We start from the raw sequence: 13,047 nt of genomic DNA, 5'->3' as shown, positions 1-13,047 counted from the left end.
ATGCCCTCGGGGCGCGCGCCCTCGCCGAAGCCCGCCGAGATCACCACCGCCGCGCGGCAGCCTCGCTCGCCAAGCTCGCGGATCAGCCCCGGCACGCTCTCCGCCGGCGTGGCGATGATCGCCAGGTCCGGCGCCAGCGGCAGCTCGGCGATGCTGTGGTAGTTGAGGGTCGAGCGGATGGCCCGCTCGTGCGGGTTCACGGTCAGGATGGGCCCCGCGAAACCGGCCTCCAGCAGATTGCGCGCCAGCACCGCCCCCACCGAGCCCGGCCGGTTGCTCGCCCCGACCAGGGCGATCGTGGCCGGGGCGAACAACGCATCCAGATTGCGAATCGACATCGGGCCTCTCCGGTCCGTTCAGCGAGCGGCAGCCATCAGGCGGTCAGCAGCATCTTGATGGCCTTTTCCGACGCGGCACGCGAGAACACCTCATATGCCTTTTCGATCTCGTCCAGCGCGAAGCGGTGGGTGATCAGGCTTTCGGCATCGATGCCGCCGGTCTCGAGAAACCGCATGAGCACGGGAATGGTATTGGTATTCACCAGCCCGGTGCGGACCGTGACGTTCTTGATCCACAGCTCCTCGAGGCGCAATTCGACGCTGCGGCCATGCACGCCGATGTTGGCGAGCCGCCCGCCCGGACGCAGGATGCGCTGGCAGGTATCGAACGTCTCGGGGATGCCCACGGCCTCCATGGCCACGTCGACGCCCTCGCCGTCGGTGAGCGACATGACCGTCTCCACCGGATCGGCACTGACGGTGTCGGTCGCGCCCAGTTGCCGCGCCACGGCCAGGCGGTTCTCGTCCGGGTCGACCATGATGATGCGCCCCGGCGAATAGAAGCGCGCGGTCAACAAGGCGGCCAGCCCGATGGGCCCCGAGCCGACGATGGCCACGGTATCCCCCAGCGAGACCTCGCCGTTCAATGCGCCGATCTCGTGGCCGGTGGGCAGGATGTCGCTCAGCATCAGCGCCGCGGCGGGCTCCAGCCCCGGCGGCAACCGGTACAGGCTGTTGGCGGCATGCGGAATGCGCACGACCTCGGCCTGGGTGCCATCGATCTTGTGACCGAGAATCCACCCGCCATCGCGGCAATGCGCGTACATGCCCTGCTTGCAGTAATCGCAGTGCCCGCACGACGTGATGCACGAGATCAGCACCTGATCGCCGACCGCGAGGCCACTGACGCCCCCGCCGACCTCCTCGATCACCCCGATGCCTTCATGGCCCAGGGTGCGCCCCGGCGTCACCGCCGGTACATCGCCCTTGAGGATGTGCAGGTCAGTGCCGCAAATGGTGGTATGCGTCACCCGCACGATGGCATCCGTGGGTTGCTCGATTGCGGGCCGCTCCTTCTCTTTCCAGGCCTTCTGCCCCACTCCCTCATAGACAAGCGCTTTCATGTCCCCTTCCCCGGATAACGCCCACCGCGACTCGGCAGGCACTCCGACTGAGTATAGAAAGCGCTGGGGAATGGGGATTGATCGAGGTCATGTTTCCGCGAGTGGGCGAGGGAGATGGGTGGTGGGGAGCGTAAGGTTTGAGGCTGGAGATTATGAATTTTCTTTTAAGTCAATAAAATACTGGTGTTAAAGGACAAGCAACCATAATTGAGATAAAGGTACAGTTCTTTGGAATCAGTAACTTAGCGAAAATTGAGGATAGCGTAGGAAGGTGGTGTGTACCGGCGGCGTACTGTTTGGGGATTTCCCACTATCCGGCAGTACGCGTATCAAGGATTGCAAGATTGGATTCCTCTCAAAAAAGGTGACTACTTTCGGCCAGGAGCTGCCTTTTAGTCTTCTCTGATATAACGAAGAGCTAACGAGCTGGTGGAGCAAAGCGGAACCCAGTCCCGTTGAGTGCCGTATTAGAGCATGACCACCTCGTTTTCTGGTCGACTTATTATGCTTAGTTCGATCCCGGTTTGCTTTTGTAGTTCACATATAGCTGCAAGTACTTCTTGAGCAAGCTGACCGCCTTGTGCACCGGAAGATCTGTGTCTCGTGCAGCCCGCCCATGCGCGACCTCGTCCCGAGCGGCCTTGACAGACCTAAATAAAACAATGTCCTCATCTACCGACTCGGGAGCCAAGAGCGACGAAATCAAAGAAAATTTATCAGCCAATCGGTATTTGTCGCTCATTACAGTTTTGATACGTTGAATATATCCCGTATGCTCGGAAGGAATAAGCTCCGTTTGAACAGTGTCAAAAAATGATTGCTCAAGACCGGGAAAAACTTTATTGACAAAAATCTCGAGTCCCGCTGAGGCCGACATAAAGGCCCTCAGTGGATCTTTTCTGGTTTCGATGGCCGCAACAAGAAGTTTTTGTACTCTCGATAAAGCCTCGTCACTATAGATCGCCTTCCAACAATCCAGAAATGTTTGTTCCTGAAATTTCGTCAGTTCCGTACTGACTGAGATCGAGCCCGAGCCCTCTATGGTCTTCGCCAGAATTACCGTGCCGTTGTCCTTTTGGAATGCTACCTCGTCCAGCAACCTGACTAGGCTTACGTCCTCAGCAGACGCCACGAACAGCGCCGTAACAACAGATGAATAAAGCTCGGCGCTCTGCGTTCTTATCGATTTAGCAGGAGAACCATTAAGGCGAAGGATATACCCCTCAATCTCATTTTCGGATCTACTCTCCCATTCTTCAATGGATCCGGTTCTCCGGATTAACAAGAAGGTAGACCCTTTGCTCTCGATATCCGACTTAAGAGCTTCGGTCTGCTCTTGCAACCGCGCCTCGAATGAGCCGTGTTGCGGAGCTCCTGTAAACGCGCCGATTAGCAACCGGGAACTCGCCTGAACCACGTAGGCATCTTGGCAAAGATCCCCCGGCTTCGTAGTTAAGTACACCTCCGTTCTGTCATCCGAACATGCTAATAACTGACGATGTTCTTCGTCCCTTAAGTGGACGCCCGTGACAGCATACAAACGGACATGTGAGAACTGGACAGTCTGACTTTCCGGCATCATTTTTCCCGTTCTAACTGTGATTATATTCCCCTCTACATAACCTGAATGAACCCGGCGACGCGTTCATTCAGGTTATACAGCCCTTCATTCACGACCTACACCATTGAAATTAAAATAAAATTAAGTATGAATTGATGATATAGCATAGATTATCTTGTCGGCTGCATGACACGGCTGAACCAGCATGCCGCTTCTGCCGGGATGGCCGCTTTGGGTCGTTAGCGGTTATAGTTGAACCCTTCAGTAGATGGCTTTCCAGCATACACTTCACGACTCGATCTCCCCGCCAATAGCTTGAGAATCAACAGCGCAAACTGCCTGCCCGTCTCCTCATTCTCCAGCAGCGGCATGCTGAGCTTTTCTTGATCGCTCATGCTGTCGAGTACGGCGTCGGTAACCTTCTTCGGAAATAGGCCGTGCATCACTTGGTCTTCGCTGTGATTGCGCACTTGGGCCATCACCGCTTCGTCGCGTTCGATGCGGTCGGCGATGCCATTGGCGAAGTGCAGCTTGTCGTCGTCGCTGACTTCAGACCCATAAAGATCGTTGAGCCGTTCGATGATCTCGGCTAGGCGCTGCTTCTCGGGGTCGTGGGGCTTGCCGGAGCCAACGTCGGTGCCGGGTTTGAGCGGCTTCCCCTCGGCGACTTCCAGCTTCAGTTGTTGTTCGGCACGCTTGGTCATGCGGTAGTGGGTCAGTTCCAGTTCGCTGACATCGACCGGGTCTTCGTCCGTCAGTCGCTCACTCCGCAGTAGCGGCTGGAGGTGCTTGGCGTAAACGCACAGTTGTTCCAGTTCGAGGTCGTCGAAGGTGATGATCTGGCTGAGAAACTCGTAGGAACGTACGAAGCTGGTGAGGTTCTTGCGAAAGAGATCGAGCTCGTCGAGGGAGGTGCCGGCGTCCTTTAGCTCCTGCTCGGCGCGTAGGCGGCCTTTTTCATCATCGTTTTGCTCGGCCTGTTGTCGCGCCTCGGTCCAGGTGTCGATCTGATCGAGCAGCGCGCTATAACGCTTCTGAAAACGGTCCTGCGCGGGCTGACAATGGTAGCTCAGGCTGGAAGCCGGCGCCTTGGAGTCATAGAAAGCCTTGGCGAAGGCATCGACTTCCTCCCAATGGTAGATACCGGCAGCGTCCAGCGTGCGCTTGAGATCGAAAACCACCTGAGGGTCGGAGACGCCCTCCAGCTCGGCCTGCCGGTAATACGGCGCGAAGGCATCGAGAATATCCTTGGCATCGTTGTAGAAGTCGAGAACGAAGGTTTCCTTGCCGGGATACAGCCGGTTGAGCCGCGAGAGGGTCTGTACGCAGTCCACGCCCTGGAGCTTCTTGTCCACGTACATGGCGCACAACTTGGGCTGATCGAAGCCGGTCTGAAACTTGTTGGCGGCGATCATGACGTTGTAGTCATCGGTATCGAACGCTTCGGCCAGATCGCGGCCATTGAGCCCTGGGTTGAGTCGCTGACTGGTCTCGGTGACCTCCTCGGGAATCACCTCATCAGGCGGCACGCTACCCGAGAAGGCCACCAGCGGATACACGTTGTCATAGCCCTTATCAGCGATGTAATCGCGCATGGCCAGTTGATAGCGCACGGCCTCTTGTCGACTGGCGGTGACCACCATGGCCTTGGCTTGGCGATCCAGCAGGTGGCGTACATTGGCACGAAAATGCTCGACGATGATCTCGACCCGCTGGGAGATATTGTAGGGATGCAGACGCACCCAACGTGCCAGGGTTCGAGACGCCTTCTTGGACTCCACCTCCTGGGCGTCGGCCTCCGGGTGGGCCAGTCTCCACGCGGTACCGTAGGTAACGTAATTCTTGAGCACATCGAGAATGAAACCTTCCTCGATGGCCTGCCGCATGGAGTAGAGGTGGAACGGTTCGGGCTTGTTATCGTCACCTGCGGGCAGTGTCGGATCGGACGACCGGCCGAACAGCTCCAGTGTCTTGGCCTTGGGGGTGGCGGTAAACGCGTAATAGCTGATGCGTTCACTCGGGCGACGAGCCGCCACGGCGGCATCCATCAGCGCTTCTGAACTCACTTCTTCTTCATCTGCCAGGTTTTCTCCCGCTGCCGCCAGTAGGGCCTTGAGCTTGCTGGCCGAACTGCCGGTCTGCGAAGAGTGAGCCTCGTCGGCGATCACCGCGTAGCGGCCCTCGGCGAGCTTGGGCCGCTTGTCCAGGGCATCGAAGAGCGCCGGGAAGGTCTGGATGGTGACGATGATGATCCGCGTGTTGCTGGCCAAAGCCTCGGCAAGCTGCTCGGATTTACTCTGACTACCAACGTCACGTGTGATCGGACACACCACGCCGTGGGCATGCTCGAACTGATAGATGGTGTTCTGCAACTGGCTGTCGAGCACGGTGCGGTCGGTCACCACGATCACCGAGTTGAAGAGCTTGGCACCGTCCTCGGAATAGAGGTTGGCCAGCTGGTGAGCACACCAGGCAATGGAGTTGGACTTACCGGAGCCCGCGCTGTGCTGCACCAGGTATCGCTCGCCAGCGCCCTCCTCGCGCGTGGCGTGAATCAGCCGGTTGACCGCTTCCCACTGGTGATAGCGCGGAAAGATGAGGGTTTCCTTGGTGTGGCGGCGGCCGTGGAAATCCTCGCTGGTCTTTTTCTCCAGGTGCAGAAAACGCCCCAGGATTTTCAGCCAGGCATCCGGTTGAAGCACTTCCCGCCAGAGGTAATCGGTTGCGTAGCGGCGTTCATCCTCGGGCGGTGGGTTTCCCGCGCCGCCATCTTCGGTGCCCCGATTGAAGGGCAAGAAAAAGGTGTCCTTACCCGACAGCCGAGTCGTCATGGCGACTTCCGACTGACTGACGGCGAAATGCACCAGAGCACCACGCTTGAAGGTAAGCAGAGGCTCAGCCTTGCGCGTGACCGGGTCCTTGATCGGGCGGTCGAAGCGATACTGGCGTTTGGCGTTCTCCACGGACTGCTTGAATGCGCTCTTGAGTTCCAGCGTCGCGGTGGGAATGCCGTTGACGAACAGTACAAGGTCGAGGCGGGGATTATAGGCCTGCCCGCCCTTGCCTTGCTCACGGGCATGCGGGGAGTAGGAGACCTCCGGCACCACGCGCAGGCGGTTGGCGCGATAGCGGGCCAGGGAGTCGGGGTTCATGGCATGGTCGGGCTTGAAGCTGCATAGGTCGAGCTTCACCCCCGGCACCTTGAAGCCATGGCGCAATACGTCGAGCGTATCGGCCTTTTCCAGCTCGCGGACGAGCTTCTGGATCAGCACGGTCTCCGGCGCGCGGGGATTGGCCTGGCAGAACTTTTCCCAGCGCTCGGGCCACGCTTCCCGTTGATAGGCAATCACGTCTTCCGTGTAGAGCGCCGTGGCACGGTCATAGCCTCTGGAGGTGCCGACTTGCCACCCCGCCTCGGTCATGGCCTCAATGATGTCCTGCTGGAATCGGTGTTCCCGGCTGTCCGCCATATTATTCCCTGCGCTCGGCGTAATCTTTTGAAACAGCCTAACGGTTTGGGAACATAAGGAGAAGTCTACTTAGGACAGTGCATCGTCCATAGGGGACGGTCTCGCCAATCGTCAGGGAAGCCCATTTCGGCAACATCGATCGCATGGCGGTCGATCAAGCCAATCAGCCGCTCCCGCCAATGGTGGTGAGGGTTCACCACATCCATCAGGTGCAGCATCAAGGTGAGTGTATTATAGATACGGCGCGAGGCACCGGAGGACAGTGTGTCCAGAACTGCTGCCGGACGCTTCTTTGGCAGCTTGGGAAGGAAGGTGAACTCCCGGTTCCACAATCGTGCATGGTGGGCACACTGGTTGCGCACCGTACTCAGATGATGCAGCACCGAGGTCAGAACGCTCTCGTCGAAGTCGTACTCACGTGCTACAGAATTACGATCCCGGCGCTGGCGCGTGTTGGCATACCACTGAGACAGTTGGCCAAACGTCATGATTTCCACCAGAGCCCATATCGGAGGCAACGGCTCATCGTAGGTGGTACTAAGGTGGCGGATGAACGTTTCCTGGCTGCGTCGCACTTCCCCTTCCAGGGCACGAAGCCGCTCCTCGTAGCGCCATGAACGATGCGGAGACTTGAATAGCGCCGGGTCAAGGTGGCAGTGAGGCCCGTGCGTGTGGGCCATGTGGTAGGCCCAGCAAGTGCGAATAGAGACCTCGATGCGCTCAATGGCATCCATGACCAGAAGCCGGAACTCCCGATCGAACACATAGAGATTCAACACGTCGTCTAGGGTAGTGCCAGGCCGCAGGCGATGCGTCTGGTGTTCGGCCTCGAAGGGTAGCCAGTAAGCGCCCAGCCGGTAATAGTTGAGATGGCGCAGGTAGTGGAGTGCCCTCTGACGGTCCGGCACCGTCAACCCCCGCTGGATGAGCCGGTCGAGCTGGTCATCTAAGCTCAATGGGGGCTTATTGAACTGCAAAACCGACCTCCAGAAAAAAGTAACCCCCCAAGGTGCGCTTCAGTGAGAGGCGTGGGGGGTGTTGTTACGAAGTAGTATAAGGACGCAAAGACCCACTGCCAAGTCTCATTTATCAGGTAGGCTCCATCTCCTCGGACTGCGCCGCAGCGGCACTCACCTGCTGATCCTGCCAGTCGGCATAAGACTGTCCCGTCGCTTCGATTTTCCAATCAAAACGACCATTGGCAGCACGTCCGGCAACAACGGCTGCAGCCGGGCTGGGGCTCGTGAAGCCATAGTCGCGGACAAACGTCTTGAAGCCATTACCGTCGTCCACGAGCACGCCCTCATCGCAGAGCTGCTTATAGAGATGACGATAGTTATGTTTTAGGTCTATCCACTCTCCTCTGGCCAGGGAACCCTCGAGGACAACGAACTCACCATCGAGCTCTTGAGCAAAGGCCACGATATTGTGCTTTTTGACCTCCATTTTCAGCCGGGGATTTTCCGCCCCCGCCAGCGGATACGTTTCAGGTTGCGTTGGCGTGAAAGGCTCTGGCTGCTGGTTCGAGGAAGGTCTCCCGATACCGCGAAGAAAATCTAGACCGAGAACGGGCAATACCGTACGAATCTGCTCCATGAAAAATGCCATATCGGCACGGTCGGATTCTGGAAGGCCGATATACTCATGCGCCGTGCCATTGGACAGCTTACAGCGTCCCATGGCACCGGCATTTTGGATCAGCAAGCTTTCCAAAAACTTCACGTGAGCCTTGGTCAGGTTCTGGTCTTTTCTCGTGACAAGACAGACCTTTTCCCAAAAGTCCTTGCCCCCTTTTTCCTCCGGACGATTGTGCTGTTTCAGCCGCGTTGCTACATCGTCACTTTCACCGATGTAGACCAGGGGCCTCAGATCGCCATCGGGGTCCGTACCGACCAGAAAATAGATACCGGTGCGCCCGCACTCGGGACGCTGCACTAACTCGCTCAGCTTGCTGCGCGGCCCGGTGAGCACGTGGCCAGTCCAATTCATGATCTCGGCGGTAAGCAAACCATTAGGTGCGCCATCGACCAGAAACAAGCGAATGCTGCGTCCTTGGGTCATTTTGGTTCCTTGTTATTAAGCGTAAGTGGCACGTTCCTCGGCGGCCATAAGCACCTCAGGCTGCTCGGAGTGTTTTTCAGCCTTCCAACCACGTACGTCGATCTTGCCGGTGACCGCGGCAGAGATTAGGGCGGAGCGACGTTCAGAAAGGAGCTCAATGGCCTCAGTTGCGATAGAAGTAAGCTGGTCTAGCCGCTGGGTTTCTTGAGAAATGTGATCACTAATGCTTGCTTGTTCCTCTAGAGGCGGCACTGCCATATAAATTTCATTCAGCGACTCCCGGTTTATTTTAGGCATAGCCACCCTCTCCGACTCTAGGGCAGTCAGACGAGAGAATGGCTCTGAAAGAATACTCCACAACAAGTAGTCGCTGGTTAGATTAATTAGTGGGCGAAGTGGGTACATATCAGCACTGCAAAGAACCTCTTTATCAACGACGCATGCTTTCCTAAGGGCAGGCCTGATCTTGCTGTAGGCTACATCGCCAGCTCGACAGACGTATTTACCGCTCTCCGCCCCTTGGGATTCCGCAGTTTCCAGACTTAGAACCCGTCCTGTTGCGGACTCAACGTGGTTGGGGGCAATCAAAATTTTTTCACGGTACTCTTCCAGCTTTGGATCTACTTGACCTTCAGCTATCTTTACACAACGCAAGAACTTCACTATTCCCCAATGCGCCGGCACCTCGCCAAGCCACTCCACCCCAGAGTCCTTCATCGGCGCATCGGGGTCCAGCCCCTTGGTGACGGCATGGGAGATCACTGCCTGGCGCTTATCCTTGAGAAGCTCGATCAAACGCTGCTGCTCCTTCACCAAAGCGTCGATGCGAGCGGTTTCGTGGTCGAGGAAGGCGGCTATGCTCTGCTGCTCTTTCCATGGCGGGACAGGGAGAGGCAACGCTGCCAAGTCCGACGCATTGATCGCTGGGTAGCTAACGCCAACAGAGCGAGCGATGATATGTGAAATGAACCACTCAGCTCTGAGCGTGTATCCCAGTAATGCGAAATGATAGACACCAAGCACGGGCCGAATGGCAGCAAATCCTGTGGAACCCACAAGATTCTCAGGTGGCTCTATCACCGGAGCAATAGCACGGAGGTAAGTGCGCACAGTCGAGATCAGAACATCTCCATTTTTCAGAACCCGACGCGCCCTTGATGGTGCTGATGAAAAAGAATGTTCCGACCAACCGGTGATACCTAGCTGGTCATCTACATCCGAAATCTCTACATACTTAATGGGGTAGTCGTCAGGCGTGCTTTCCGGCAACACCTCATCATTGTACGTCGCAACGTACTTTAGGGGCTTTATTTCCCAATGCGCCGGCACCTCTCCCAACCATTCGACGCCGGAGTCCTTGTATTCGGGGTATTTCGGGAAAGTCATGCCTTTGCTCCCTCCCTTGCGTTCATCACTGCTTCTCGCCAGAAAGGTTCCGTGTCCCAATGCCCAGGAAATCCCATGTGCGGACGTGAGACCTGGGGGTGGCGATCCAGCAGTGCCACCAGTCGCTCGGCCCATTGGCTAGTAGGCGACACGACCTGCATCAGCGACTCGATCACTACGAGCTGGAGATACAGACGCCTTCGAGGGTTGAGATGCTGCTCGGGGTGCTCATGAGACCCCGTCTCGATGCTACCAGGGACGCTTGGCCAACCGGCCGGAACCTTTCTCGGCATCTCGGGGCGGCTACCGAATTCACGGTTCCACACTCGGCCATGGTGGGCGCAGACGTTGCGCAGGTCGGACAGGCTGCGGAACCAGGATCGCAGCACTGGCATCTTCCAGCCGAAATGTCGCTCGATGCGCTGAGTATCCTTGGGAAGCCGCAGCTTGGCTAGAAGGGTCGAGACTTCCTTGAAGGTCAGCAGCTCCACGGCCATCCAGATGGGCGGCTGATTGGGGGCTGATCGGTACTTCGTGCGATAGTGCGCCAGGAAGGTCTCGATCTCTCGCCCCTTGGCCGCGTTCTCCAGCCTGTCCAGCAACCAGTCATGGTTGTAGCGGGTGTCGAAGATGCCGGGGTCCAGGTAGCCATGCGGGCCATGGTGCTCGGCCAGGGTATTGGTCAACTGGGCGCGTAGCGCGACTTCCAGCCTTTCAATGGCATCAAGCAGCAGCAGACGAAGCTCACGATCGAACACATAGAGCCTCAGCACATCGTCGAAAGAGGTGCCCTCCAGAAAACAATGCTCCTGAAGGCCTGGCTGGTAGAAGGGGCGCGTGTAGGCTGAAAGGCGGAAATAGCTGATATTGGCCAGGTAGTGACGCACCCGAGCCTCGTCGGGAATCGCCAGGCCACGACTGCATAGCGTGGCGATCTGTTCGTCAATGCTGTGTGCGGGCTTGTGGAAGTCGCTCATACACGACCTCCGGACACAAAAAACCCGCCAAAGTGTGCTTCAGTGAGAGGCATGGCGGGTGTGTTACCCAGCATGCTATGGAATATCCCTTTAACTGTCAATGACTGTCTAAAGCAATGCTGAGCCGCGCCCTTCCTCATGCCGACAGCTCCTCGATCATCTGCTTGATACGGTCTGTACAGGTCTTGAGGTCGGCGTCGATCTCCTCCAGTGGGCGCGGCGGCGTGAACTGGTAGAAATGCCGGCTGAAGGGAATCTCGAAGCCGACGATGCCGATACGGCCGTCCAGCGGGTCACGCTTCTCCTCGTCGACCCAGGCGTCGGGGACGTGGGGCTTCACCTCGCGCTCGAAGTAGTCGAATACCGACTCGTCCAGCGGCACGTTTTCAAAGTCGCGCAGGCCGCTGTCGGGCTCGGGGTTGCCCTTCTTGTCACGGCAGATATCCGCCTCGGGGTCGCGCTCGGAGAGGGCGTTGAGAATAGCTTTTTGTACTGGCGCGCCGATCTTCAACCCGGCCTCCGTCAAGGCGGCTTTCAGTGCCTGGGTGAAGGCGTCGCGGTTGGCATAGACCTGCTCAGGGTCGAAAGTCGCGCAGGCATCCTTGAGCGCTTCGCGCTCTCCCACGTCGAGTTTCTGGATAGCCTTCTCGTCATCGAGCCGTGCCAGGCGCTCTGGGCTGGCCTGGAAGTTGAGGCGCAACGGGCGCTCCACCGTGATGCGGCGGTAGCCGAAGGCCTCGACCGGGAACAGCTTGCCCTCCTCGCTTTCCTGAAAGGCGCCGTAGAGCCGTACGATCTCCTCGATATCCCGGTCGGCGACGAACTGGCGCTTGCTGCCCAGAGACTTACGCATCTTGCTGGCGCGACCGGTGGCATCGATCAGTTGTACCTGGCCCCGGCGCTCGGCGGACTTATTGTTAGAGAGAATCCATACGTAGGTGGCGATGCCGGTGTTGTAGAACATGTCCGTGGGCAGACCGACGATGGCTTCCACCAGATCATGCTGCAGTAGGTAGCGACGAATTTCGGATTCGCCGCTGCCGGCGCCGCCAGTGAACAGCGGCGAGCCGTTTAAGATGATGCCGATGCGTGAGCCGCCTTCCTGCCGGGGGCGCATCTTGCTCACCAGGTGCATCAAGAACAGCAGCGAACCATCCGAAACGCGCGGCAAGCCAGGACCAAAGCGGCCATCGTAGCCCTTGTGCTTGTGCTCGTCGGTGATCACCTTCTGTACATTCTTCCACTCCACCCCGAACGGCGGGTTGGAGAGCATGAAGTCGAAACGTTCACCGGCCAGTTGGTCATTGGAGAGCGTATTGCCCAGCTTGATCTGATTGACCTCTTGGCCCTTGATCAGCATGTCGGCCTTGCAGATCGCGTAGGACTCGGGGTTGAGCTCTTGTCCATGTGGTGAAACGCTCATGCCGCCGCTGACCTGCTGCATGTACTCGTCGCTTTCGGAAAGAAAGCCTCCCGTCCCCGCCGTCGGATCGTAAACTTTCACGATGCCGTCATGAGTGAGCTTGTCATCCTGCCCGGTAAGCACCAGCGAGGTCGTCAGGTGGACGATATCGCGCGGGGTGAAGTGTTCCCCGGCAGTGTCGTTGGAGCTTTCGGCGAACTTGCGAATCAGTTCCTCGAACACCAGCCCCATGCCGTAGTGGGAAAGCCGCTGAGGACTCAGGTCTATGGCAGCAAAGCGCTGCACGACTTGATAGAGCAAGTCTCCGGCGCCGAGCTGCTGGACGAAGTTCTCGAACTCGAAGTGCTCGAAGATTTCCCGTGCGTCCTGACTGAAGGACTGCACATAGCTCAGCAGGTCATCGGCGGTTTGGGTATCGGACAGCGTCCCCAGACTCAGCGGTGATGCGTTGAAGAAGGGGTGTTCAGCCGCGCGCAGCAGCAGTTTCTCGCGGACGGGGTCGGGCTTCGTCTGGTGGGTATGCGCCGCCGTCAGCACGGCCTCCTTGGAAGGCTCGAGCACACATTCCAGGCGCCGCAACAGCGCAAACGGCAGGATAATGCGACCATACTGGGATTGCCGGAAATTGCCGCGTAGCAGGTCCGCCACGGACCAGATGAAGGCGGCCAACTGAGAGTGACTCTCCGTATTCAAGGTGCTTCCCCGCGTGCTTGATGCTGAATTATGGGCAACATCATACACAGCCAGGCACGGTAACGGGGAGTCTA

Annotated in this window: 9 protein-coding genes; all 9 read right to left on the bottom strand. The window is 57.9% G+C overall.

Features of this window, described 5'->3' with window-relative positions; translation table 11 throughout:
- On the bottom strand, positions 1–338 hold a 338-nt coding region (locus L1075_RS03485), incomplete at its 3' end, for a CoA-binding protein (RefSeq protein WP_246939922.1).
- A gap of 35 nt (positions 339–373) precedes the next feature.
- Complete coding sequence (locus tag L1075_RS03480) at positions 374–1,402, bottom strand: zinc-dependent alcohol dehydrogenase family protein (protein WP_246939919.1); 1,029 nt, start codon at positions 1,400–1,402, stop codon at positions 374–376.
- A gap of 508 nt (positions 1,403–1,910) precedes the next feature.
- A complete protein-coding gene (locus L1075_RS03475) occupies positions 1,911–2,819 on the bottom strand; it encodes a hypothetical protein (protein ID WP_246939917.1) in 909 nt (302 codons plus the stop codon).
- A 383-nt stretch (positions 2,820–3,202) separates the two neighbouring features.
- Positions 3,203–6,433: a type I restriction endonuclease subunit R gene (locus L1075_RS03470; RefSeq protein WP_246939914.1), complete on the bottom strand. Its 3,231-nt coding sequence runs from the start codon at positions 6,431–6,433 to the stop codon at positions 3,203–3,205.
- Positions 6,434–6,498: 65 nt separating this feature from the next.
- A complete protein-coding gene (locus L1075_RS03465; RefSeq protein ID WP_246939911.1) occupies positions 6,499–7,410 on the bottom strand; it encodes an Abi family protein in 912 nt (303 codons plus the stop codon).
- A gap of 112 nt (positions 7,411–7,522) precedes the next feature.
- On the bottom strand, positions 7,523–8,494 hold the full coding sequence (locus L1075_RS03460; RefSeq protein ID WP_246939908.1) for a GIY-YIG nuclease family protein: 972 nt from the start codon (positions 8,492–8,494) through the stop codon (positions 7,523–7,525).
- Between the two features lie 15 nt (positions 8,495–8,509).
- Complete coding sequence (locus L1075_RS03455) at positions 8,510–9,880, bottom strand: restriction endonuclease subunit S (protein WP_246939905.1); 1,371 nt, start codon at positions 9,878–9,880, stop codon at positions 8,510–8,512.
- Entirely contained in the window at positions 9,877–10,857 is a 981-nt protein-coding gene (locus L1075_RS03450; RefSeq protein WP_246939902.1) for an Abi family protein, read from the bottom strand. The genes L1075_RS03455 and L1075_RS03450 overlap by 4 nt, the downstream gene beginning before the upstream one ends.
- Before the next feature lie 136 nt (positions 10,858–10,993).
- Complete coding sequence (locus tag L1075_RS03445; RefSeq protein WP_246939900.1) at positions 10,994–12,973, bottom strand: type I restriction-modification system subunit M; 1,980 nt, start codon at positions 12,971–12,973, stop codon at positions 10,994–10,996.
- Between the last annotated feature and the right edge of the window lie 74 nt (positions 12,974–13,047).

This window comes from Chromohalobacter beijerinckii, assembly GCF_023061185.1.
GTDB classification, from domain to species: domain Bacteria; phylum Pseudomonadota; class Gammaproteobacteria; order Pseudomonadales; family Halomonadaceae; genus Chromohalobacter; species Chromohalobacter beijerinckii.
This window is presented reverse-complemented; position numbering and strand designations above follow the sequence as displayed.

What these genes read in the sequence shown, in the direction of transcription:
- L1075_RS03460 (WP_246939908.1), bottom strand. Translation starts at nt 8,494, where the DNA reads ATGACCCAAGGACGCAGCATTCGCTTGTTTCTGGTCGATGGCGCACCT.
- L1075_RS03480 (WP_246939919.1), bottom strand. Translation starts at nt 1,402, where the DNA reads ATGAAAGCGCTTGTCTATGAGGGAGTGGGGCAGAAGGCCTGGAAAGAG.
- L1075_RS03450 (WP_246939902.1), bottom strand. Translation starts at nt 10,857, where the DNA reads ATGAGCGACTTCCACAAGCCCGCACACAGCATTGACGAACAGATCGCC.
- L1075_RS03470 (WP_246939914.1), bottom strand. Translation starts at nt 6,433, where the DNA reads ATGGCGGACAGCCGGGAACACCGATTCCAGCAGGACATCATTGAGGCC.
- L1075_RS03455 (WP_246939905.1), bottom strand. Translation starts at nt 9,880, where the DNA reads ATGACTTTCCCGAAATACCCCGAATACAAGGACTCCGGCGTCGAATGG.